The 24,216-nt window shown below is 36.0% G+C and carries 18 protein-coding genes, 1 tRNA gene and 1 pseudogene; 17 read left to right on the top strand and 3 right to left on the bottom strand.

Annotation, left to right across the window (positions count from 1 at the left end; translation table 11 throughout):
• The first annotated feature begins 54 nt into the window (after nt 1-54).
• From fbaA to JMN12_RS12140, 6 genes are all read left to right on the top strand, one after another.
• On the top strand, nt 55-1,122 hold the full coding sequence (gene fbaA / locus JMN12_RS12165; protein ID WP_203083436.1) for a class II fructose-bisphosphate aldolase: 1,068 nt from the start codon (nt 55-57) through the stop codon (nt 1,120-1,122).
• Between the two features lie 104 nt (nt 1,123-1,226).
• Nucleotides 1,227-2,012 carry a Bax inhibitor-1 family protein gene (locus JMN12_RS12160; protein WP_203083435.1) on the top strand — a complete coding sequence of 262 codons (786 nt, stop codon included), beginning with the start codon at nt 1,227-1,229 and terminating at the stop codon, nt 2,010-2,012.
• A gap of 142 nt (nt 2,013-2,154) precedes the next feature.
• A complete protein-coding gene (locus JMN12_RS12155) occupies nt 2,155-3,294 on the top strand; it encodes an AAA family ATPase (protein WP_009751057.1) in 1,140 nt (379 codons plus the stop codon).
• Nucleotides 3,291-4,379 (top strand): CapA family protein, encoded by a 1,089-nt coding sequence (locus JMN12_RS12150; RefSeq protein WP_088594347.1) that lies wholly within the window; start codon nt 3,291-3,293, stop codon nt 4,377-4,379. Before JMN12_RS12155 ends, JMN12_RS12150 begins: the two co-directional genes overlap by 4 nt.
• A 22-nt stretch (nt 4,380-4,401) precedes the next feature.
• Nucleotides 4,402-6,471, top strand: a complete 2,070-nt coding sequence (locus JMN12_RS12145) for an alpha-L-fucosidase (protein ID WP_203139511.1) — start codon at nt 4,402-4,404, stop codon at nt 6,469-6,471.
• A gap of 9 nt (nt 6,472-6,480) precedes the next feature.
• Nucleotides 6,481-7,362: a CPBP family intramembrane glutamic endopeptidase gene (locus tag JMN12_RS12140; RefSeq protein WP_203139509.1), complete on the top strand. Its 882-nt coding sequence runs from the start codon at nt 6,481-6,483 to the stop codon at nt 7,360-7,362.
• Here JMN12_RS12140 and JMN12_RS12135 read toward each other — a convergent pair.
• Together JMN12_RS12135 and JMN12_RS12130 are read right to left on the bottom strand one after the other, a co-directional pair.
• On the bottom strand, nt 7,352-8,008 hold the full coding sequence (locus JMN12_RS12135; RefSeq protein ID WP_009751053.1) for a potassium channel family protein: 657 nt from the start codon (nt 8,006-8,008) through the stop codon (nt 7,352-7,354). The genes JMN12_RS12140 and JMN12_RS12135 overlap by 11 nt on opposite strands.
• 3 nt (nt 8,009-8,011) lie before the next feature.
• Nucleotides 8,012-9,340, bottom strand: a complete 1,329-nt coding sequence (locus tag JMN12_RS12130; protein ID WP_034555982.1) for a TrkH family potassium uptake protein — start codon at nt 9,338-9,340, stop codon at nt 8,012-8,014.
• Nucleotides 9,341-9,631: 291 nt separating this feature from the next.
• Between JMN12_RS12130 and pta the strand changes: the two genes are divergently transcribed.
• Together pta and JMN12_RS12120 are read left to right on the top strand one after the other, a co-directional pair.
• Nucleotides 9,632-11,707: a phosphate acetyltransferase gene (gene pta, locus JMN12_RS12125; protein WP_203139507.1), complete on the top strand. Its 2,076-nt coding sequence runs from the start codon at nt 9,632-9,634 to the stop codon at nt 11,705-11,707.
• Nucleotides 11,708-11,770: 63 nt separating this feature from the next.
• A complete protein-coding gene (locus tag JMN12_RS12120) occupies nt 11,771-12,976 on the top strand; it encodes an acetate/propionate family kinase (RefSeq protein ID WP_203081352.1) in 1,206 nt (401 codons plus the stop codon).
• 283 nt (nt 12,977-13,259) lie between these two features.
• Here the strand turns inward: JMN12_RS12120 and JMN12_RS15605 are convergent, their stop codons facing one another.
• Nucleotides 13,260-13,460, bottom strand: coding sequence for a hypothetical protein (locus JMN12_RS15605; RefSeq protein WP_410494248.1), 201 nt, complete (start codon nt 13,458-13,460; stop codon nt 13,260-13,262).
• 385 nt (nt 13,461-13,845) lie between these two features.
• Between JMN12_RS15605 and JMN12_RS12110 the strand changes: the two genes are divergently transcribed.
• The 9 genes and pseudogenes from JMN12_RS12110 to JMN12_RS12075 all read left to right on the top strand — a co-directional run.
• The gene (locus JMN12_RS12110) at nt 13,846-14,199 is read left to right on the top strand and encodes a hypothetical protein (protein ID WP_203081351.1); all 354 of its coding nucleotides are present in this window, start codon (nt 13,846-13,848) and stop codon (nt 14,197-14,199) included.
• A gap of 262 nt (nt 14,200-14,461) precedes the next feature.
• Nucleotides 14,462-14,535, top strand: a tRNA-Met gene (locus JMN12_RS12105).
• Between the two features lie 45 nt (nt 14,536-14,580).
• Nucleotides 14,581-15,252, top strand: a complete 672-nt coding sequence (locus tag JMN12_RS15355; protein WP_238423909.1) for a phage integrase N-terminal SAM-like domain-containing protein — start codon at nt 14,581-14,583, stop codon at nt 15,250-15,252.
• Between the two features lie 17 nt (nt 15,253-15,269).
• Entirely contained in the window at nt 15,270-15,734 is a 465-nt protein-coding gene (locus JMN12_RS15350) for a tyrosine-type recombinase/integrase (protein ID WP_238423908.1), read from the top strand.
• A gap of 536 nt (nt 15,735-16,270) precedes the next feature.
• On the top strand, nt 16,271-18,313 hold the full coding sequence (locus tag JMN12_RS12095) for a fibronectin type III domain-containing protein (protein WP_203139505.1): 2,043 nt from the start codon (nt 16,271-16,273) through the stop codon (nt 18,311-18,313).
• A 19-nt stretch (nt 18,314-18,332) separates the two neighbouring features.
• Entirely contained in the window at nt 18,333-18,548 is a 216-nt protein-coding gene (locus tag JMN12_RS12090; protein WP_088594354.1) for a hypothetical protein, read from the top strand.
• Entirely contained in the window at nt 18,532-18,822 is a 291-nt protein-coding gene (locus tag JMN12_RS12085) for a hypothetical protein (RefSeq protein ID WP_203139503.1), read from the top strand. The genes JMN12_RS12090 and JMN12_RS12085 overlap by 17 nt, the downstream gene beginning before the upstream one ends.
• 38 nt (nt 18,823-18,860) lie before the next feature.
• Nucleotides 18,861-22,136, top strand: a complete 3,276-nt coding sequence (locus tag JMN12_RS12080; protein ID WP_203139502.1) for a T9SS type A sorting domain-containing protein — start codon at nt 18,861-18,863, stop codon at nt 22,134-22,136.
• Nucleotides 22,137-22,141: 5 nt separating this feature from the next.
• Nucleotides 22,142-24,216: pseudogene (locus tag JMN12_RS12075) on the top strand (hypothetical protein); the annotation flags it as partial.

Genomic DNA, 24,216 nt, shown 5'->3' with positions numbered 1-24,216 from the left:
ATTTTTATATCTTTGCAGTCTCAAATTGAAAACTAATTATATCTTAATAAAGAAATGGCACATAACATTAAAAAAGGCGTAATTCTTGGAAAAGAAGTACAAGAAGTATTCAAATACGCCAAAGAAAAAGGCTTTGCTCTTCCTGCAGCCAACGTTATCAGTTCTAACTCTATCAATGCTGCTTTAGAAACCGCTGTAGCAGTAAACGCCCCAATGATTATCCAATTCTCTAATGGTGGCGCTCAGTTTATGGCTGGTAAAGGTCTCTCTAACGACAACCAACGTGCTTCAGTTCTTGGAGCTGTAGCTGGAGCAAAACACGTTCACCAACTCGCCGAAGCTTACGGCGCTTCTATCATCTTGCATACTGACCACTGTGCTAAAAAATTGCTTCCTTGGTTAGACGGTATGCTCGACGCTTCTGAAAAACACTTCAAAGAAACAGGAAAACCTCTTTTTAGCTCTCATATGATTGACCTCTCTGAAGAGCCTATCAAAGAAAATATCGAAACTTGCAAACGTTACCTCGAACGTATGAGCAAAATGGATATGACTTTGGAAATCGAACTCGGTATGACTGGTGGTGAAGAAGATGGAGTGGATAACTCTCACGTTGATAGCAACAAACTCTTTACACAACCTGAAGATGTAGCTTTCGCTTATGAAGAACTTTCTAAAGTAAGCTCTCAATTCACTATCGCTGCCGCTTTTGGTAACGTTCACGGAGTGTACAAACCTGGTAACGTAAAATTAACTCCTAAAATCTTAAGAGATTCTCAAGACTACGTTTCTAAAAAATACAACTTAGGTCATAACGCCCTCGACCTCGTATTCCACGGCGGTTCTGGATCTACTCTCGAAGAAATCCGCGAGGCTATTTCTTACGGTGTTATCAAAATGAACATCGATACCGACTTGCAATACGCTTTCACCGAAGGTGTTCGCGACTATATGAAAGCCAAAGCTGCTTACTTGCAAGGTCAAATAGGTAACCCTGAAGGTCCTGAAGCTCCTAACAAAAAATATTACGATCCTCGTGTATGGCTTCGTGAAGGTGAAAAAACTTTCGTTACCCGCTTGAAAAAAGCTTTCGAAGATCTTAACAACGTAAATACTTTATAGTATTCCCTTGATAAACTTTGTCAAAAGGCTACTCAGTATCAGGGTAGATCTTTTGGCAAAGTTTTTGATTTACTAAAAAACAAATACTTTTTAAATAGAATTTTATGAGCAACAACAATTACAATCTAAACAACAATAGTAATAGCAATAATGGCTATAACTTAAATTTCAACAACAACTACAATACTAACTATCAGAACAACAACGCTCCTGAATTAGTATCGTATGCAACTAATATAGAACAAGCTACTTTCTATCGTAAAACCTACTCTCACGTAGCAATAGCACTTTTGGCTTTTATAGTAGTAGAAGCTATTTTGATAAATACAGTGCCTGAAAGTTTAATTTTCTCTATGGTTAGTAGTCCTTTCGTATGGTTATTTATTTTAGGCGGGTTCTGGTTAGGCTCTATGCTTGCTAATAAATGGACTCAAGCACAAGATAAAAGTACCCAATATAGAGGCTTAGGCATTTATGTACTTTTAGAAGCAATCATCTTCTTACCGATGATTTATATAGCAATAGATCTTAGTGATGACTTAGCTATCATTTCTCAAGCGGGTATCATTACCTTATCATTGTTTGCGGGACTTACCGCTGTAGTGTTTCTCACTCGTGTAGATTTCTCATTCTTGCGTACTGTATTGGTAGTAGGTGGTTTTTTAGCCTTAGGATTAATCGTTGCAGGAGCTTTGTTTAATTTTGACTTAGGCCTTTGGTTTTCAGTAGCAATGGTAGCTTTAGCTGCTGGAGGAATTCTATACGAAACCTATAACATCAAAAACGTATATAGCACCGACCAATATGTAGCTGCAGCCTTACAATTGTTCTCATCAGTAATGTTACTATTCTGGTACGTATTGAGAATCTTACTATCAAGAAGAAACTAAGAATTAGCCAATTTGCTAATTTGCTAATGAAAAACAACTTATTGAAACTTTGCTGAAGGTCGTCCTTTAGCAAAGTTTTTTGTTTTATAAAGTTTGCTAATTTATAAATTATATACTACTTTTGCACCTTATTATTTTGCTTATGAAAATAAAAGAATCTAAATATTACCACCCAGTTAATATCCTACAACTCGATAATGACGACCATATAGAAGTATGTGATAAATATTGCCTCCTTACTTTTTCAAATCCGTTTCGCTCTTTGCTCGATGATTTGATGGCTCACATCTATCTGGGAAGTGATGATTTAGTAATCCAACGTGATAAACTGAAACATTTTGAAAAATGCACAGATTATTACACTATAGACTATGCCTCTAAACAAAATGAACTTTACGAATCCGAAGAATGCTATTATCATCCTGACTTAGAAGTTTTTCTATTGATTGACAAAAATCTTTCTAATGAGTATGACAATCAGATTTTTGAAGATGGACTTTACAGAGTGAGTTGTGTACATTACCAAAATACCAATCCTAAAGCAAAGGAACATCTCAACGCCCTATTTTCTGAATATATCGAAAAATATGTTTCTAAAGATTCTAAGGTATCTATCTTATTAAAAACCCAAGTGGGGCTCGAAGTGAGAACACATACTATCAAGCCTTATCGCATCGACTTTGAAACGATGTATAATGATGATTTCTTTGAGATACACAATAGAGTGAAAAACGCCCTTACCAATGAGAATAAAGGAGTCGTACTCTTTCACGGAATTGCAGGATCAGGAAAAACTAATTATATCAAATGGCTTACAAGTCAAATCCCTAATAAGAAATTTATCTTTGTGCCTACCTCAATGATTGGATCTCTTACCGACCCTGCCTTTATCGGTTTGCTAATAGACAATAAAAATTCAGTATTAGTACTCGAAGACTGTGAAAACTACATAGCCGAACGCACTGCTCTCAATAGCAATACCGATGTCGTATCCTCTATCCTAAACATTGCCGATGGTATGCTCTCCGATGTCTTGGAATGCCAATTGATATGTACTTTCAATTCCGATATTTCTAAAATAGACTCTGCCTTATTGCGCAAAGGAAGATTAATAGCTGAATATAAGTTTAAAGAACTAACTGTCGAAAAATGCAATAAGTATTTACAATCTACTGATAGAGACTTCATCATAGATAAACCTTATTCTTTGGCTGAACTCACCAATATAGATGTAAAAGAACTAAAAGAACAAAACAAACAAACTAAAATAGGTTTTAAATGATACGCATATTACTCACTTTCCTCTTCTTTTCAATAACCTTTGCTCAAGAAACTGGCAGCCGAATGTCGTTGCTCTTTATGGGGGATGTAATGGGGCATATCCCTCAAGTAGAAGGAGCTTACAATGCTGATACTAAGCAATATGACTATATGCCCGTGTTTGACAAAATTAAACACAAATTCGCTCAAGTAGACTTTGCAATTGCCAATCTGGAGGTTACTTTAGCAGGAAAACCTTACAAAGGATACCCTCAATTCTCCTCTCCCGATGCCTTGGCTGCCGCCTGTAGAGATAGCGGGATAGATGTGTTAGTAACTGCTAACAATCACACCTGTGATAGAGGTAAAAAAGGAATCATCCGCACTTTAAATGTGCTCGACTCTCTTAAAATAGCTCATACAGGCACTTTCCGCAACAAAGCTGAGTTTGATAAAAAAAACCTTTTAGTGCTTTCTAAAAATGGCATTTCAGTAGGTATTCTCAACTACACCTATGGCACCAATGGCTTACCCGTCCCCGAACCTACTGTCGTAAACCGTATAGACTTCAACCTGATGAAACAAGACATCGAGAAAGCTAAAAAAGCACAGCTCGACAAACTGATAGTAGTGATTCATTGGGGAATAGAATACCAACAAAAACAAAACAAAAATCAAGAAGAAGTAGCTCAATTCCTTTTTGATAACGGGGTAGATATCATCATAGGTGGGCACCCTCACGTGCTACAACCTATGTACTATTATCCACAAACAGGACTACATAAGGAACAGCTTGTTGTCTATTCTCTCGGTAATTTTATATCTAACCAACGTAAATCCCCTTCCGATGGAGGCGCTATGGTAGAACTAACTCTCTTTAAGGACGCGCGAGGCACTCACATCGCCGATAAAGGATATTATTTAGTTTGGGTGAATCGTACCCTTAAAACTAATAAAAAATACCTTTTTGAAATATTGCCTTGCAAAGAATATGAAACAGCTTCCTACAAAGAGCTCTCCGAGACTGCCAAAGATAGTATGAATATCTTTATAGACAACTCGCGTAAACTATTTAAAAAGAATATTTTTATCAACGAAAAAGAATAATCATCATCAATCATTCACAATTATGAAAAAATTTTTATTTTTAGCATCAGCACTTTGCTTGATAGCTTGTAAAAATCCTGAAGCTCCAAAACCTGTGGGAGCTCTTCCTCCTTCATATCAATTACCTTGGCACGAAATGGAGTACTACGCTTTTATCCATTTCAATATGAACACTTTCACCGATATGGAATGGGGTACAGGGGGTGAAGATCCTGCCTTGTTTAACCCTACCGAGTTAGATGTAAATCAATGGGTGAAAGTAATTAAAGATGCTGGTATGAAAGGGGTTATTATTACCGCTAAACACCACGATGGCTTCTGCTTATGGCCATCAAAATACACAGAGCATTCTGTAAAAAACTCCCCTTGGAAAAACGGTAAAGGCGATGTAATTAGAGAACTTTCCGATGCTTGCAAAAAAGCAGGACTCAAGTTCGGTGTATACCTCTCCCCTTGGGATAGAAACCACGCCGAGTATGGAAGACCCGAATATGTAACCTATTTCCATAACCAACTCCGAGAATTACTCACCAATTATGGCGAAATATTTGAAGTATGGTTCGATGGAGCTAATGGCGGTTCTGGCTATTATGGTGGTGCTAACGAAACCCGCACTATCGATGCTCATACATATTACCAATGGGATAAAACATTCGCTATAGTACGCGAATTACAGCCCAATGCCACTATTTTTGGCGATGAAGGTCCTAATATCCGATGGATAGGCAATGAGTTAGGCTATGGTACACCTACTAATTGGAATCCTTTTACCTCTAACCCTTCCTTACAAGGAAAAGACCACCTACATCACTTAGGCGAAGGCGATGAAAATGGCATCAATTGGATTCCCGCTGAAGCCGATGTGTCTATCCGTCCAGGTTGGTATTACCACGCACGTGAAGACCACCAAGTGCGCCCCTTAGAAAAAATGGTTGATATATACTACGCTTCAGTAGGTCGTGGTTACAATTTATTGCTGAATCTCCCTGTTGATAGACGCGGTTTAGTACACGAAAACGACATCAAGAGATTAATGGAACTCAAAAAAGTTATAGAAGCAGATTTTGCACATAACCTCGTAACTGATGCCTCTATAACGGCTTCTAATATTCGCGAAAATCACAAGTTTTTCAGCGCTGAAAAAACTATCGACAACGATAAAAATACCTATTGGGCAACCGATGAAGGCGTAACCGAAGCTTCCATTGATATAAACTTTACCAAGCCTACAACCTTCAATCGATTTATGGCTCAAGAATACATCCCATTAGGACAACGCGTAAAGAAATTCAAATTAGAATACCAAAAAGATGGAAAATGGGAAACTATAGATGAACAAACTACTATTGGCTACAAGCGCTTATTGCGTTTTCCGCCTGTAACAGCTACTAAAGTACGCTTTACAATATTAGACGCCAAAGCCTCTCCTCTCATTAGCAACATAGGGGTGTATAATGCTCCTGCCCTATTAGTAACACCTCAGTTCAGCCGTGATAAAAACGGACAAGTAACTCTTACCCCAGCCGATGAATCTACCGAAATTTTCTACACTTTAGACGGCAGTAAACCTAATGATAAATCGTTGCGTTACACTACTCCTTTCTCTGTTACTCATCCTACAACTCTCAAGTTTGTAGCCTACGACCAAAGTAAAAAATTGTATAGTGAAGTAGCTTCTTATTCCTTAGATATTCCTAAAACAAAATGGAAAGTACTCTCTACTATCAATGATATTCAAAAAATAGTAGATGAAGACCCCATTTCTTGGTTTATCCAAGAAAAAAGCAAAACTCCTACAGCTGTTACTATTGATTTAGGAGAACTTTTAAACCTAAAAGGATTTATCTATTTACCTTCACAAGACCGTTGGGCAGAAGGAACTATCAGCCATTATATTTTTGAAGTAAGTACTGATAATATTCATTGGAAGAAAGTACGCGAAGGAGAGTTTGGTAATATAAAAAATAATCCTATTGAACAACGTATTACATTTGCTGAAGAAAAAGCTCGTTACATCAAACTCACTGCTGTAAAAACAGTTGATGATACCAATAGAGTATCGTATGCCGAAATAGGAATCATTACACAATAAAGTAAAGTTATGTATCTTACAAACGGAAGATTATCACAAAGCCCAAAATGGCTTTATATTATAGTTCCAACCCTGTTCTTTGCCTTTACAGGGTTGAACTTTTTTGTAGCACAATTTTTAGACACTACAGCACTTATCCAGCAAGAAATTTCCCAAAAAGGAGAATTACAATTCTTATTTGAAAATTTAGTAATCTTTGCTATTTTCTTAGGATTATTATTGTTATGGGTAAAATACGTTCATCGTCAGCCGCTAGTAGCCCTCATCACCGCCCGACCAAGCATCAGTTGGAAACGATTTTGGTTTGCTTTTGGGCTATGGGGAAGCATAACCATAGCAATGACTTGTGTAGACTATTTATTCATCAGTCCCAATGATTATATTTGGAACTTCCAATGGATACCTTTCTTAAAATTACTTGTAATAGTAGTATTGTTCATCCCTTTACAAACAAGTTTTGAAGAAATATTCTTTAGGGGCTATTTAATGCAAGGCTTAGGACTTGCAACGCGCAGTGCGTGGTTTCCGTTGCTTTTCACCTCTATTACTTTTGGTTTAATGCATATAGCCAACCCCGAAGTAGAAAAATTAGGCTACAGTTTACTTATTTATTACATCGGTACAGGTCTGTTTTTAGGTATCACAACTCTAATGGATGACGGTTTAGAATTAGCCTTAGGTTTTCACACCGCTAATAACCTTTTTACTGCCCTTTTAGTCACCTCCGATTGGACAGTATTTCAAGTACCTTCTATACTACGCGATATTTCAGAACCAACCTTAGGTTTCAGTATTTGGATGCCTTTAATATTGTGTTTCCCCCTTTTATTGTATATCTATGCTAAGAAATACAGTTGGAAAGAATGGAAAAAGAAACTTTTTAATCCTTAGTAACTCTGTCGATTACATTTTCATTAGAGAGTATAATCAAAAGGTCATCTTTATTGAGTTTAACATTAGGGTCAGGGGTAACATTCATTTTGCCATCAGAATGTTTTACCGCAAGAATATTTATCTCATATTTGTGCCTCAAATTGAGTTCCATCAACGATTTTCCCACGTAACTTTTCGGTACTTTTACTTCGTAAATAAAATAATCTTCAGCAAATTTAAAATACTCTATAATGGTAGGTCTCAAAACCGAATAGGCTACTTTTTCGCCCATTAATTCTTCAGGAAATACTACTTGTGTAGCACCTATTTTGTATAAAACCTTTTCTTGGGTGTGGTTTACAGCTTTGCAAATCACATTCTTCACTCCCATTTCTTTCAACTGTAGTGTGATGAGAATACTTGCCTGAATATTATCACCTACACTTACAAAAGCAGTGTCAAAATCGTCTCGCACCACTTTTTTTAAAGCTATCTCATCTGTAGCATCTAAAATGATTGCTTCTTCAATCATTCCCTCATTGAGAGCTTGTTTGATTACGCCTTCACGCGAATCTATTGCCAATACCGTGGCTTTGTTTTTATAGAGCGTTTTAGCTACCGATTTGCCAAACTCTCCTAATCCTATAACTAAAAAATTTTTCATAATCTATCCTATTAAAATATTTTCTTTGGGATATTTGTAATTTCCTTCAGCACGTGGTCTTGAAAAGGCAAGCATAATAGTAAGAGGCCCTACCCTACCAATAAACATCGTAAAAATCAATATTAACTTAGAAAAAGTACACAATTCTGGAGTAATTCCCGTTGAAAGCCCACAAGTACTAAATGCCGAAATAAGCTCAAAAGCTATTTTGGTAAATTCTATGTTAGGTTCTAAAGCGGTAAGAACGATAATCATCGTTAGCACATACATCATCGCTATAAAAACAAGAGCTGAAGCTTTGTTAAAAAGTTTCCAAGAAATACGCCTTTTAGAAAATTCAATATAATTCTTGTTAAACAACGCTGTTTTTATCCCTAAAAACAAAATACCAATAGTAGTAGTTTTAACCCCAGAACCTGTTGAATTAGGTGAGGCTCCTATAAACATAAAAGTTACACAAAATAGAATAGTAGCACTACTCAAATGTTCTAACGGAATGGTATCAAAACCTGCTGTACGCAAACTCACCGAATGAAAAAAACTAATAAGCAAACGATTGAAAGTACTCTTACCATATAAAGTGTAATAATTACCGTATTCCAAAGTAAAAAACAGAAAAGTCCCCGCTAAAAGCAATATAATTGTAGTAATAATCGAAAACTGTGAATTGATATCCAACCTCCGACGCTTTTTGCGTAAATATTCATACGATTGAATAATAGTAGTAAAACCTAAACCTCCAAAAATAATGAGTAAAGCAATCACCCCATTCACAAAAATATTATAGGTATAGCCCTCAAAACTATTAGAAAATAACGAAATCCCAGCATTACAAAATGCCGAAACCGAGTGAAATACCGCCATAAACAATGCGTGCGCAAAGGAATAGTCCTGAATAAATGAACAAAACAAAAATAACGCCCCTACAGCCTCAAAAAGTAGAGTTATAAGCACTACACGCTTAGTAATCGCATAAATATCATAAGTCTTGTTGTGGTTGAGCCCTTCAGCAACCAAACGTTTAGTATAAAATCCAATACGTTTAGCTATAAGTAACACCAAAACAGAAGAAATAGTAAGCACTCCCAATCCTCCAAACTGAATGAGCACTAACAAGATAAGTTTTCCCCAAATAGTGAATGTAGCCCCAATATTTATCACCGAAAGCCCTGTAACTGTCACTGCCGAAGTAGCTGTAAAAAATGCCTCTAAAAAAGATAGGTCTTTTTCTGCTATGTGTGCAAAAGGCATCATCAGCAGTAAAGCTCCTAACACTATCAAAGCAAAAAAGGAAAGCATTATTAGCGTATAAGGGGATATTCTTTTTAACATCTGTTACATTTATTTTCAGCAGGCAAAAGTACAAAATAATTTCAAAACACAAGACTAATTTGTTAATCAATAAGTTATTTTTACTAATCTTCTATTCAAGATACCAACTGTAAAATATTAGTTAACTAAAGTAACCAAGTGTTTTTCAAAAGAAAATAACAACTATCTCTATCTAAAATTAAAATGAATTATTTAGGTATTAAAAATAAAAATACCTTTTTCGCTTGTTTTCTTAAATTATATTATTACCTTTGCAACTTATAACATTTAACACTAAAAAGTAAATAAAAAATGAATAAATCTGTTTATGTCATTGCTGCAAATACCCATAGTGGTAAGTCGGTAGTGAGTTTGGGAGTCTTGCAAATGATTATGCGCAACACTGCCAAGGTAGGTTACTTTAGACCTATTGTAGAAAGTAAATCTAAAAAAGATACTTTCATCGAAACTGTTTTAGAACATTTTAAACTCGATATGAGTTATGATGAAGCCTATGCCTACACACGTCAAGAGGTTATCGCTCTTAAAAACGAAGGTAATATAGGCGAAGTGTATGATACTATCATCAAAAAATACAAAGCCTTAGAAAGTAAGTTTGACTTTGTATTAGTCGATAGCTCAAGTGCTGTAGACGATAGCTATTTCGATGCAAACTTCAATGCTTCAGTAGCTCAAAGTCTCAACATTCCTGCATTGGTAGTACTTAAAGATAATTTTTCTTCAGAAGATGAACTCGCTAACCAAGTACAAGCTACACTAAACAATTTTATAGAAAAAGATGTTCGCGTACTCAGCGTGTTTGTAAACAAAGCTACTAATGCTACTGCTGCTACTATCAACCGTTTAGAACAGCGCTTCAGCGATACTACTTTTACCATTATTCCGCGCAAAGAAGAACTCTCTCGCCCTACCATTCGCGAGATTGCTAACGCTCTCAATGCTGAATTCCTCTATAAAGGTGATAATATCGACGTTACCACCAAACGCACTATTGTAGGGGCTATGCAGTTATCTAACTATTTAGCCAAGCTAAACGAAGATACTTTGGCAGTACTCCCTATCGACCGCATCGACCTCATAGCAGGTTCTTTGGTAGCTAACTATTCTAACTTCTCTAACATCAAAGGGGTAGTGCTCTACGGCGACCTACCTCTCAACCCTTCTATGAGTAAGATTTTCGACGGTATCCAGAAAAATATCCCTATAATGGTAGCTAAAACTGATACTTTCGAAACTGCTAACATCATCGGTAATACCCAAGCTCATATCTACCCTGAAAATACTGAAAAGGTAAAAATGCTTCTTCAACTATTTGATGAAAATGTAGATGCCGAAAAACTCAACAACAGTATCGCTTCTTTCAAATCAGAAACTATTACCCCTCGTATGTTCCAATACAATATGGTACAGAAAGCTCGTGCCGGACAAAAACGCATCGTGCTCCCTGAGGGTACTGACGACCGTATTCTTACAGCTGCCTCACAATTAGCCGAAGATGAACTCGTTTACCTCACTATCTTGGGAGAACCCGAAACTATTAAAACACGCGCTAAAAACATTTTGGGCTTGAAATGGAACGAAGAACGTATCAGTATTATCAATCCCGCTGAAAGTGATAAGTATGAGGCGTATGCCGAAAAACTATACGAATTGCGCAAGAGCAAAGGTTTGGAACTTTCACAAGCTAAAGATCTAATGCTCGATGCATCTTACTTCGGTACAATGATGGTATTCCTCGGTGATGCCGATGGTATGGTATCAGGAGCAGTGAATACTACTGCTCACACTATCCGTCCGTCTTTGCAATTTGTAAAAACTAAACCAGGGGTAAACACCGTTTCCTCTGTATTCTTTATGCTCTTGCACGACCGCGTATTGGTATATGGCGACTGTGCCGTAGTGCCTAACCCTACCGCTGAACAGTTGGCTGATATTGCTATCAGCTCTGCCGACTCTGCTATTGCTTTCGGTATTGAACCTAAGGTAGCCCTCCTCTCCTACTCTTCTGGTAATTCTGGTAGTGGTGCCGATGTTGACAAAGTGCGTGAAGCAACAGCACTTGTAAAAGAACGTCGCCCTGAGCTACTCGTAGAAGGACCTATACAATATGACGCTGCGGTAGACCCTAAAGTAGGAAAACAAAAAATGCCAAATTCACCCGTGGCAGGACAAGCCAATGTGCTTATTTTCCCAGACCTTAACACCGGTAACAACACCTATAAAGCGGTGCAACGTGAAACAGGAGGTTTAGCCATAGGCCCTATGTTACAAGGTTTGAAAAAACCTGTAAACGACCTCAGTCGTGGGGCTCTTATCCCTGATATTTACAACACTGTACTTATCACTGCAATACAATCGGAATTTTAGTATATCCTCCCTACCCCCTCTCTAAAAGAGGGGGAAACTAACGACTAATAACAAAAGACTAAAATGGAAATATTAATCATTAATTCAGGGAGTTCATCTCTCAAATATCAGCTTATCGACTCTAAAACAGGAGAGTCAAAAGCAAAAGGAATTGTAGACCGCATCAATATTGACGGTAGCTACGTGAAATATGTGGCTGTAAAAAACGGCAAAGAGATAGAAGTGAAGAAAGAACAACCTATTCCTACTCACGAAGTGGGTATGAATTTGGTAGCTGAACTTCTTACAGACCCTGAAGTGGGCGTTATCCACAACCCTAGCGATATTAAAGGGGTAGGACACCGCGTAGTACACGGAGGTGAGAAGTTTGTACAACCTACTGTAATTACTGATGAGGTAGTAGCCGAAATCAAACGTCTTATTCCACTATCACCTTTGCACAACCCAGGACATTTAGAAGGGATACGCGTAGCACAAAAACTCTTTAATAAAGCTACTCACGTAGCGGTTTTTGACACTGCTTTCCATCAAACAATGCCTGCTAAAGCCTTCCGCTATGCCATTCCTAATGAATACTATGAAAAATACGGATTGCGCGCTTATGGATTCCACGGTACCAGTCATAAATATGTAGACGCTCAAGCTCGTAAATACCTCAACAACCCACATATCAAAAACATTACTATTCACTTGGGAAATGGAGCGAGTATGGCTGCTGTAAACGAAAAAGGACAATGTGTAGATACCTCAATGGGACTTACACCACTCGATGGACTCATTATGGGAACTCGCACTGGGCAGATAGATGCCTCAGTAGTTTTCTTCTTGGGACAAGAATTAGGTATGAACTATGAAGAAGTGAAAACACTCTTTAACAAGAAGAGTGGTATGCTTGGGCTCACAGGACATTCTGATGCTCGTGATGTAGCAGCTCTATATCGTTCAGGTGATGCCAATGCTGCTCTTTGCTATGAGATGTACGGCTACCGCATTCAGAAGTTTATAGGCGCTTATACAGCAGCTCTTAATGGTTTGGATAGCATTGTATTTACCGCAGGTTTGGGCGAAAACGATGCTCTTACCCGTTCATTTGCTTGTAAGAATATGGATTTCTTCGGAATCAAACTCGATGAGAAAAAAAACGAAGAACTCAATCATCCTACTAAACCCGTAGAGATTCAAGCTGCTGATAGCCGCGTGAAGATACTTATCATCCCTACTAATGAAGAATTGCAAATAGTAAATGAGATAGTAAATTTGGTTAAATAACAAAAATAACAAATCATTAGACTATACTGAGGCTTACCCAAAAGTCTCAAAATTGCCTTTATGACACTAAACTTTGCCAAAGTGTAAAACTTTGGCAAAGTTAATTATACTGATAATCAATTATTATTAGTTATATTATAGAGGGTTAGCAAATCACCCTCGCAAAACAAAACTCTTCGAATAGCCTCTTTTTTTATTAAATGTTTAAGCCATTAAAAAATACTCCTATTTTTCAACGATTCTTATAAAGATTAGCCTTCTAAAGTTGACTTAAGAAATTAATTCACATTTTCTCTTCTTCTACACAAAACTTTATAAGTCTTATTACTTTTAGGTATAGTAATACACCACGAAAACTTTCGCGATTACTTAGTATAGTAAAAAGTAGATTCCAACAAGAATAATGTTTAACATATATGCTGTCAGAATAGCTATCAACTATTATATTAAGCTTAATGCAATTGAAAAAAGATGTTAGTTGTATAAAAATGTAATTATCTTAACACGTAGCTGATTGTTTTATTTGCAATATAAACAAAATATATTCAAGTACATTCGACTAAAAATCAATATAACTTACTAATAATTAGCTGGTTAAAAAGGATTTCCTTTTTTTTTTAACAGAACAGTAGTAGACTTTATTATATCTAAAACCTAATTTTTTGTTAAAATATTTTTTCCATCGTATAATAATATTTCATATCTTTGCAACCGATATATTAAATAATGTCAGTTCAATATAACAAAACACTGATTTACAACTATGAAAATCAATAAATTACTTACATTGAACTCACGTTAAATAACAAAAGGCGATAACCCGAAAAGCCTTTAACAGAGTAGGGAAGTAATTTTAATTTTCAGTTTTTATGGAAGAAAATACAACTTCAACACAAGAGCAAACAGTATCTCAGGCACAGCAACAAACTCAACAAGTTGCTAAAGAAAACAATCCTCCTACTATCATTATCCAAAATACCCATTCTTCTAATAGTAATGGGATAGGTACAGCTGGTTTTATATTAGCTTTAATAGCTATCTTTTTAGTATGGGTTCCTTTCTTAGGATGGATCGTTTGGATTTTAGGACTTATTCTATCAGGAATAGGCGTTACCAAAACACCTAGAGGATTAGCTATTGCAGGACTTGCTATTTCTCTAATAGGTCTTATTTTCCTTATCCTTTTAGCTACTTTTTTTGTAGCAAGTACTGCTGTTTCTTAACTTATACTCAAACTAAAAATACCTCCAAAATTCAAATTTTGGAGGTATTTTTCATTATTTTCAAATTAAAAAAGATATAAAATTTTATTCAAACCCCGAAAAAATCAAGGATAAGTAATGCTTTTCTATTTTATAATCTTTTGATAATTAATTACTTTTATATTTTTCATATTTCAAAATCAAAAATAAATAAATATTTCTTTGGTAGTATAAAAAAAAGTAGTACCTTTGCAACCGCAAAAGAGAAAAGACATAGATTAATGGCGAGGTAGCTCAGGTGGTTAGAGCGTTGGATTCATAACCCAAAGGTCACGGGTTCAAATCCCGTCTTCGCTACAAAATTAAAACCTAATAAAAATACGCTTTAAAGCGTATTTTTTTATGTCTACACTTTATGAACTTATACAAAGCGAGTATAAAACCGAGTATATTTTCGAGTATACAAAATTGAAAGAACTTATGGAGAAGAAGAAATATTCTATCCCCAAAATCTATCCTAAAATTATTTCTGAAAAACGGCTTTCAGCTTTTTCTGAAAGAGAAAAAGAAGAGATTCTGAAAAAGCATAAACGTTGGTATGTGTATTACTATTTCAGAAATGAAGACGGCAAAATGATAAAACAGCCTTCTATCTTCTTTAAGATAAACCAGGAGTACAAGGATTTTGATAGCAGATATATAAAAATCCACTCTTTGCGAAATATCATAGAGAATATTTTGGAGAGTGGCTATACTCCTAATGCTGATCAACCTGAAATTAGCTCTAAGTCCATTGTTCAAAACAATGATTACACAGTGATTTCAGCTCTTGATTTTACTCTAAACTTAAAGAAAAGTAGCGTTTCGAACAAGACCTTTTCTGATTACAAATATAGAGTAGGTCAGTTTCAAAAGTTCCTAAAAAGTAATGGATTAGAAAATACTCCTATTAGTAATATCACAAAGAAAGAAATAAATGATTTTCTCAATTCAGTACTATTAAAATCAAATCCTCATAACCGAAATAACACTCTTGCGGTACTGAATGCCATTTTTAGTACGTTAGAGGAATGAGATTATTCAGCATAATAATGTTGAAAAAAAACAAGAAGTTACAAGCTAAACCTGAACGTAACAAAACCTATACTCAAAATCAGCAAGATGATATTTTTACTCTTATGGAAGAGAAAGATAGAGATTTACTACTATTTGTAAAATTTGTTTCTTATAACTTTTTGCGTCCTATTGAAGTTTGCAGATTACAAGTTAAAGATATTAATTTTGATGGTGCTAAACTAAACGTGAGAGCTAAAAATAAGTTGGTAAAAATAAAAATCATACCTGAAATTTTACTCAATGAAATCCAACATTTTAAAGAACTTAGCCCTAATCATTATTTATTTACTCCTACTGGTGTAGGAGATTGGCAAACTGAAGAAATGAATAAACGGGATTATTGGACTAAAAGGTTTAAGAAAGTAAAGGACGAATTAAATTTAGGTAAAGATTATGGCCTTTACTCTTTTAGGTATACCTTTATCACGAAACTATATTGAGAGTTACGCACACAATATTCTCAATATGAAACTTATGATAGATTAATGCTCATTACAGAGCACGCTACTCTTTCAGCATAAGTTATTGTTATCTCCATTATTAGTAGGAGTGTCGTCAGACTTAGAGCAGGCAGTCATTCCTATTGCCATAAAGGTGAGTAAAAATATTTTCTTTATCATTGTTGTTAAGTATTAAAATGTTAACGTTAAGTTACTAATTTGATTGTGCAAAGATACACATTTTATTAGTAAATTCAAAAAACATTCTTTTAGATTACACAATTAACGGTGAGATAGAGAAAAATTGAAACAATTTCTATAAATAAAATACAATAAATACATTTATGAAGTGTTTTAGAAATGTTTTTTTATCTTTTTCAAATAAGAAATAAATTATATTTTATTGAATTACAAAGTTTTGTATTTTTATAACAAAATATATTTCAATTTTATTCGAGAATATATTTGTAATTAAAAAATTAATGTATAATTTTGTGGCATTTAAAATATTACTATACTTTTGATATGCTATAAGTATGAAAAAAGCCTTATTTCTTATCTGCTTTTGGGTAGTAAATTGGTCTTTTGCTCAATTGTCTGATATTACTCCTTCAGTAATGCTCAAGTCCTACGTTCAAAAAGATAGAATACTGCTCCGTTGGGCGGTAAATACTCCTATTGAATGGCAGAAAGCAAATCAAAGAGGCTTTGTTCTTCACAAAATACTCCTCAAAAAAGATGGTAATCTCCTAGAAAACCCTGAAAAACAAACTATAGCCACTCTAAAACCTGATAAACAAGAAGATTGGATAGACTTCATTCAAAAAGATAATTATGGCGCTATCATTGCTCAGGCACTATATGGTGAATCTTTTTCTGTAGAACAAGATAGTAAAAATGGTATATCTAAAATTGTAAATATAGCAGAGGAGCTAAACCAGCGTCATACTTTTGCTCTTTTTGCAGCAGATATGTCCTTTGTAGCAGCTCAGAAAGCAGGTTGGGGATTTATAGATACCGATGTAAAAGCGGGAGAAACCTATATTTATCAGGTAGAAGTTCTCGGAATGCCCGAAATAGAGTCTTCTGCAGTGATGGTAGGGCTTTCTGATGTTGAAACACTTCCTAAAATTCACGATTTCACAGCTATCCCCGATGATAAAAAGGTGCTCTTTTCGTGGGGGATTACCTATTTAAAAGATATATATACTTCTTATATCATAGAACGCTCTGAAAACGGCACTGACTTTCAGCCCATTTCTTCCACACCTATTGTAGATATGAATGGAACAAGTAAAAAACAAATGTTCTATGCGACTACTTTAGAAACAAATGATACACCTTACTTCTTTCGCATCTATGGTATCAATGCCTTTGGCGAAAAAGGTACTCCTTCAGTCCCTATAAAAGTACAAGGTATTTCTGCTACTACAGCTGTCCCTCGTATATCCGATTATAATTTTATTAACGACGGGGTAGAACTTATTTGGGAATACCCTAAAGAAGCTGAAAAAGCTACTGAAAAATTCGAACTTTGGCACAATACCAAAGAAGATGCGAACTATCAAAAAGTGGTGGACAATATCAAAAAAGAAGATAGAAAACTGATTTATAAGAAACTTTCAGCGTCTAACTACTTCAAAATAGCCTCAGTTGATAAACAACAAAAACGACATTTTTCACATAGTACTTTAGTGCAACCATCCGATTCTATTCCTCCTGTTCAACCTATTGGGTTACAAGGAAAAATTGATAGTTTAGGTGTGGTTACTCTTTCGTGGAAAGCTAATACAGAGGCTGACTTGGCAGGCTATAGAGTACTGAGAGCTAATACCGATAAAGAAGAATTTGTAGATATCTTTAATCATATCATTACAGAAAATACAGTCCGTGATACAGTGAGTTTCTCTCTTTCTAATAAAAAGGTGTTTTACAAAATTTTAGCAGAAGATTTACGTTACAATCGCTCTCCTTTTTCTGAAGTAATAGTAGTTGAGAAACCTGATAAAAACCCGCCTACTGCCCCTATTTTTAATAATTTCACTACCGAAAACGGAAAGATAACACTGTATTGGATAAGCAGTTCAAGTGATGATGTAGAAAGCTATACCCTAAGTAGAAGAGAAAAAGGAACAGAAAAATGGCAACCGTTACAAGTATTTCACAAAGAAACCAACACATTTATTGATGAAAATACTGAAGGAAGCAAAACGTATGAGTATCTCATTCAAGCAAAGGACAAAGCAGGTCTATGGTCAAGTGCTGACAATGCAACCATAACCATAAAAGCACCAGTAAGAGCTGATAAAGTAATAAAAAGCGTAGATTTTGTAGCCGATAGGAATGCACGTTCTATCTCTTTGTTTTGGAAATATCAAAAAAATGCCAAAGTAACCGAGATACAGATTTACAAAAATGTAAAGGGCAATACTCCTTCTCTTTGGAAAGTACTCACCCCAAAACAACAACACATCACCGATAAAGAAATACATATCAATACAATATATGAATATTACTTTTTACCTTCATTAGCTAATGGCAAACCCACACAAGGTGAAAAAGTAGAAGTTAATTATTAATTTTTTAAATACTTACACTATGAGAAAAGTATTTTTATTAATTGCCTTAGTCGCAATCGTATTTGTAAGTAACGCTTGTGGAAAAAAAGACGACACTAAACCTCAAGAACAACCTAAAAACTCCCTCGAACAAAAATTGATTAGAAAGTGGAAAATTATAGAAATTGGGTTGGAATCTAAAGGTAATGAAGTTCAAAAAGCCGATGATTGTGTTTTTTTTGGAATTTTTACCTAATGGTAGAGGTAGAGAAATCGGATATACAACTCAAAATACAAAAGATTGTATTCCAGATGATAAATTTAAAGTAGATGAAATTCTATTTACTTGGAATATTATCAGTAATGATTTTATCTATAATGGAGAGCGTTTAGGAGAACTTAAAATGAAAATTGTGCAATTACCTGATAAGGATCAAATGTTCAAAATTTCTAAAGGAATGGAAAAAGAAAAAGAACAAGACTGGAATAAAAATGTGGTTTCCATTGTATATCAATTCACGAAAATATAAACTTATAAAAATAAGAAAATTTCTTTTATTTCGAAAGTATGAAAAAAATATTTGTGATCTTTACTTTATTTTTTTGTTCCATTATTTATGGACAAGCACAGCTGGGGGAGTATATTATAGAATCTCACTGTAAAATAAAAGCTCATAATGAAAATTATGGTGGTGGATGTAAAAATCAAGTTCTAATTGAAATTCTCTTTGATAAAGGAAGGAGAAAGATATTAGAACAAGATTTAAATGGTGTCTCCCAAAATCATTACTCCGATTATGGGATAAAAAAAAATAATGTACCAGCTACTTGGAGCCCCTTGCTTTTAAGGTCGGTTGCTTCCAGAAATTGGAAAAGAAGGGTAGGAGGATGTGGAGGAAATGGAACTTTTAATGATTCTGAAAAACTAGAAAGAATTTATTTTTGTGGTAATTTTTTTGAAAATAGCGAAGCAATTGATTGGTGGGACCATATTATATCAGTGAAGATTTATCCTCAATTAGTTATCAGAACAAAAGATGGAGGGGATCTTCCGTCAAAAGATAAAATAAAAATAGAATCTGATTACGGATTTCGCTCTGTGGATTATAATTGGCAATATGACATTGGAGATGGTTATATGAATTTGTCTAAATTTAATGGACAATCAACTATTGAAGTGAATGCTTACGATATTTTAGGAAGTAGAATGGAAGAATTTATTGGTCAAAAAATTTCTTTTATACAAAGATCATCTTGTGGAAATATTTCAGATCCAGTATTTTTTACAGTTAAAAAATCCCTCCCTATTCTTAAAAATGATAATAACGATGTTATCATAACTGATTGTTATGGTGATAAAGCTAACTATACACTACGATTTGATCGTCCTTTAAAAGAAGGTGAAAAAATGTTTTTCAATATTAAAGGTGTAAATGTTGGCAATCCTGACCCTTTTACTTATAGATTAGATTCATTAGAAAAGGGTAATACTTTAACTTTTAAAAATTTAAAAGCAGGAACTTATGCAGTTTCTTATTTGGGAAATGGCTCAGCAAATGCTTATACTCCTTATACAGAGGAGCATCCTTTTATATTTACTATCAAAAATCCCGACCCTGTAGAATTTTATATAGAAGACCCTACTGATATACAAAGTCCTTTTTGTTTTCAAAATAGTGATGGTAGTATTACTATTACAGCGAGGGGAGGAAATAATTCATACCAGATTAAAATAAATAATGAAGAATGGACTGATTTTTCTAATGGAAGGAAACATACTTTCTCAAATCTTCCTGAAGGTACTTATACAATTAGCGTAAGAGATGTAAAAGGATGTGTAGGAAAAGTCTTAGATAGAGATAGAAATAGAAATAGAGAAACTATGGAGGTGAAGCTGAAATCTCCTTTACCTATAAAAGTTTCTTATCCACCAGAATTACAAATAAGACCCAAATTTTCTAATGCTACTCAAGGAAGAATCACAGCGGTTGTTGAAGGAGGAACTGTTCTTCCTTACTTTCAAGGATATATTTTTTATTGGGAGAGAAGAGATGGAAATACAATAGAAGAAATAACTTCACAAGTAATTACTAGATACGATACGGAAAACGGAAAATTCTATATCATAGCGAATAATATTCCTAAAGGAGATTATTATTTAATGGCCTATGATATAAATTACTATAATCACCCCATGGGAAGATCTAATTGTTTAGTTAAAGATAGTCATTTCAAGTTAGAAGCTATGCCTCCTCTAACTGCTAAAATTATTCCTAAATCTATATCCTGCAACTCTCAAAACGAATTTGGCAATGAGAGAGACCGAAATCTCGACGGTCAGCGCGATGAAAGTCAGGATGGTGAACTAAAAATTGAGGCTTCAGGAGGAACTCCTTTTACAGGTACTCAAAATGGTGGTAAGCCTTACATTTACACTTGGAAAAAACAAGACAGCAATGGCTATTGGGTAACACTCCCTATTGAGACTGATACTGCCAAAAATCTTTCTGCTGGCAAATACGCTATTAATATACAAGATGCCAATGGTATTGTATTGGGTGAGTACAACACCCATACAGTAACTAAAGTGGTAGACGTTGTTTATGAGCTTAAAGAACCTGCCAAATTAACCCTTTCCCTCCAAAAAACAGATGCTACTTGCAAGGGTAACGATGGTAAAATTACCGCTACCCCTACTGGGGGCACGCCTCCTTATACTTATCTGTGGTCTAATGGAGCTACTACCGCTTCCATCGAAAACTTGCTACCTATGCCTTATACAGTTGAAATCAAAGATGGAGCAGGATGTATGGTACAAGGAAGTACGGCTGTTCTGCAACCCAATAGCCTTACGGTTACGGGTACTATCACCCCACTTCGTTGCCATAATGCTAATAATGCCGCTATAGCGCTTGCAGTGCAGGGAGGTACGGCACCTTATCAATATCTGTGGAATACAGGAGCTACAACAGCAAATATAAACAACCTCCCCACAGGAGAGTACAAGGTAAAAATAACCGATGCTCAAGGTTGTGCTCACTTCAAAACTTTCACTATCGAAAACCCTCCTAAATTTGAGATTGATTTAGGGGGAAATCGTACGCTTTGTAACGGACAAACACTTACCTTAAATATAGCTGTTAATGATCCACAAGCTACTTACCTATGGACTGGTGATAATGGTTTTTCTTCTAATACACCTCAGGTAACTTTATCCGAAAAAGGTACTTATAGGGCTACGGTAACTACCAAAGATGGTTGTACAGCAACAGATGCTATTACCATTGAAAGTGCAAATACTCAAATAGCTTCTGAGTTCTTACTCACTACCCAAGCCTATGAGAATGAAGAGGTAATATTAGTAAACACCAGTAGTCCTAAAGGAGAAACTACTGAGTGGTTAGTCCCCGAAAATGAAGCTATTGAAGTCACCAATAAAAATGATGACTATATCTCTCTCATCTTCAAAGCAAAAGGTGAATACCGTATAGGTATCAAGCAAACACAAGGTAATTGCTTTGAGTTGTTCTACAAGAATATCATTGTAGAACCCGCTACCGATTTACCTAAAACTCAAAAAACCAATGAGGCTTTTGTAAGAGAATTTGAAGTAGCACCTAACCCTAACGATGGCAAGTTCAAAGCAAAAGTAGTTTTAGAAAAAGCAGGGGCTATCAAATTCCGCCTTTATAGTATCACAGGGCAATTAGTGAGCGAGAAAAACTCAGCTTCAGCTACTGAACACTGGGTTGATTTTCAAGACCCACTACCAGCTGCTACCTATATATTGGTTTTAGAAACTCCTTACCAACGATTAAGTAAAAAAATCATTATCATTCCTTAAGTACGATGCGCCTATTCTCTTACATATTCCTCTTTCTGCTCACAACGTGGCAGCTCATAGCACAAACCTACCCTGTGCAGGTAGTGCCTGTGCTCACACCTCCATATAGTAGTAAGATTGCTGACTATGCCAACCCAATGGCTAATAAGGTACAACTGCAACTCATCACTACCGACTTGAGTGTGCAGAACCGCCCCGTACAATTATATGTAGAGATTAAAGGCAATGGACTTACAGCAGCCTCAGCCCCTGTACTTTCAGGCGTTTCACCCTTGCGTATCAGTGGAGGCGAAATCCTCCGCCTCACCAATGCCGAGCTGGCAAGCTACTTCCAGTTGCGCAACCTGCAAGGTATCACCTCACAACAATACGCCTCTGCCTTGCCCGATGGGATGTACTCATTCTGCTTTAGGGTAAAAGATGTGCTCAGTGGTCGTTGGCTCTCCCAAAGTCATTGCGCCATTGCCTATCTAATGCTCAATGACCCCCCAATTCTGAATATTCCCTCTGATAATGAGCAAGTAGCTGTAACCGATTTTCAAAATATTATTTTCAGTTGGACACCCCGTCAAATCAACGCGACCAATGTAACCTATTCCTTTGAATTACGTGAGATTTTAGACCCTACCCTCGACCCTCGTTTTGCTTTTGAAGTAAGCCGACGCATACTCAAAGAAGACGATTTACGAATGACCACCTTCGTCTATGATGTGAGCAAACCCAACCTCATCCCTGGTAGACGCTATGCGTGGCGCGTAAGAGCTATCTCCACAGGTGGACTGGCAGAAAACAGTGTCTTTAAAAACGATGGTTATAGCGAGGTACACACGTTTGTCTACGCCGTAAACTGTAGCAAACCGCTCTTTTTGCTAAGCGAACAGCAGGGTAAAAGTCGTACCAAACTACTCTGGCAAGGGCACACACTGCACCAAAAATACCATATCCAATACCGTAAGAAAAACGTAGAAGACGCACAGTGGTTCGAGACCTTTACCCGAAATACCCAAACCCTCATCGCCGACTTGGAGGCGGGTGAGTACGAGTTTCGTGTAGGAGCTTCTTGCGAGGGCGAACGCTATGGTATTACTCCCAGCTATGTGTATTCGGATATACAGACTTTCAAAATAGAGAAAACACCCAACACCACTGAGCAAGGGTATAACTGCGGAATTGTACCCAAAATAACGATTACAAACCAAAAGCCTCTCAATAGTTTAATAACCAATGAAGTGTTTACCGCAGGTGATTTTGCGGTTACCCTTTTGGAGGTGAGTGGTAGCAATGGTGTATTTTCAGGTAAAGGCTTTATAAAAGTGCCTTACTTGAACGATACTAAGCTGGCGGTAGAATTTGAAAACGTCAAAATCAACAGTGATTACCAGCTCACAGACGGAGTAGTGAAAACTACTTATGATGCCGATTGGAAAAATGTACAGTTCATAGAAAACCTCATAGGTCAAGGCAAAAAATCTAATGAGATAAACGTACCTTTTGAGATTGATAAGGTAGAAACTCGCAATGGTGAAATAGTTGTTACAGGTAAAGACGGTCGCAAGGAAGTATTCCCATTTGGAGGCAATGATTCCACTGTCAAAGGAAAAGTAACCACTACTACCAATGGAGTAACCTCTACCCAAGAATATATATATCGCATAGATAAAGACGGTAAAGTATCTGAACCTCAAATAGTAGCTCAAGGAGGCAAACCTACCAAAGAAAACACCAATGGCGTAAGCAAAGGAGGTGAGGCTACAGCCCTTACCGCCAAAGGTATTGAGGTAACTTTTGAGAATACAGCCGACTCTAAATACGCTTATGAAGTCCCTACCAAAGCCTATAGTAAGGACTACCAAAAGCTTGACGGTAAGTACATTCCGTTTAAAGCGGTGGTAAAAGGTGAAACAGAACCTTTCTTAGCCAAAGTACAGATTACCGATAAGAATATTAGCGCTGATAGCCTTATCTTCAAAACCGATAAAGGCGCACTCATCGCATCCAAACGAGTAGAAGGTTCTAACGACTTTTTGCTTACTCTCAAAGGTTTCCATAGCTTTGCCGTAGAACAAGTACAAGCTACTAT

Source organism: Capnocytophaga genosp. AHN8471, assembly GCF_016806945.1.
GTDB lineage: Bacteria > Bacteroidota > Bacteroidia > Flavobacteriales > Flavobacteriaceae > Capnocytophaga > Capnocytophaga periodontitidis.
The sequence above is the reverse complement of the archived record's forward strand: the minus strand, read 5'-3'. Positions and strand labels throughout refer to the sequence as shown.

Bases quoted from the DNA above. Each gene is read 5' to 3' on its own strand.
- JMN12_RS12150 (WP_088594347.1), top strand. From the start codon at position 3,291: ATGATACGCATATTACTCACTTTCCTCTTCTTTTCAATAACCTTTGCT.
- JMN12_RS12145 (WP_203139511.1), top strand. From the start codon at position 4,402: ATGAAAAAATTTTTATTTTTAGCATCAGCACTTTGCTTGATAGCTTGT.
- JMN12_RS12130 (WP_034555982.1), bottom strand. From the start codon at position 9,340: ATGTTAAAAAGAATATCCCCTTATACGCTAATAATGCTTTCCTTTTTT.
- JMN12_RS12110 (WP_203081351.1), top strand. From the start codon at position 13,846: ATGGAAGAAAATACAACTTCAACACAAGAGCAAACAGTATCTCAGGCA.
- JMN12_RS12135 (WP_009751053.1), bottom strand. From the start codon at position 8,008: ATGAAAAATTTTTTAGTTATAGGATTAGGAGAGTTTGGCAAATCGGTA.
- JMN12_RS12140 (WP_203139509.1), top strand. From the start codon at position 6,481: ATGTATCTTACAAACGGAAGATTATCACAAAGCCCAAAATGGCTTTAT.
- JMN12_RS12155 (WP_009751057.1), top strand. From the start codon at position 2,155: ATGAAAATAAAAGAATCTAAATATTACCACCCAGTTAATATCCTACAA.
- JMN12_RS12090 (WP_088594354.1), top strand. From the start codon at position 18,333: ATGAGAAAAGTATTTTTATTAATTGCCTTAGTCGCAATCGTATTTGTA.
- JMN12_RS12120 (WP_203081352.1), top strand. From the start codon at position 11,771: ATGGAAATATTAATCATTAATTCAGGGAGTTCATCTCTCAAATATCAG.
- JMN12_RS12080 (WP_203139502.1), top strand. From the start codon at position 18,861: ATGAAAAAAATATTTGTGATCTTTACTTTATTTTTTTGTTCCATTATT.
- fbaA (WP_203083436.1), top strand. From the start codon at position 55: ATGGCACATAACATTAAAAAAGGCGTAATTCTTGGAAAAGAAGTACAA.
- pta (WP_203139507.1), top strand. From the start codon at position 9,632: ATGAATAAATCTGTTTATGTCATTGCTGCAAATACCCATAGTGGTAAG.
- JMN12_RS12160 (WP_203083435.1), top strand. From the start codon at position 1,227: ATGAGCAACAACAATTACAATCTAAACAACAATAGTAATAGCAATAAT.
- JMN12_RS15350 (WP_238423908.1), top strand. From the start codon at position 15,270: ATGTTGAAAAAAAACAAGAAGTTACAAGCTAAACCTGAACGTAACAAA.
- JMN12_RS12095 (WP_203139505.1), top strand. From the start codon at position 16,271: ATGAAAAAAGCCTTATTTCTTATCTGCTTTTGGGTAGTAAATTGGTCT.
- JMN12_RS15355 (WP_238423909.1), top strand. From the start codon at position 14,581: ATGTCTACACTTTATGAACTTATACAAAGCGAGTATAAAACCGAGTAT.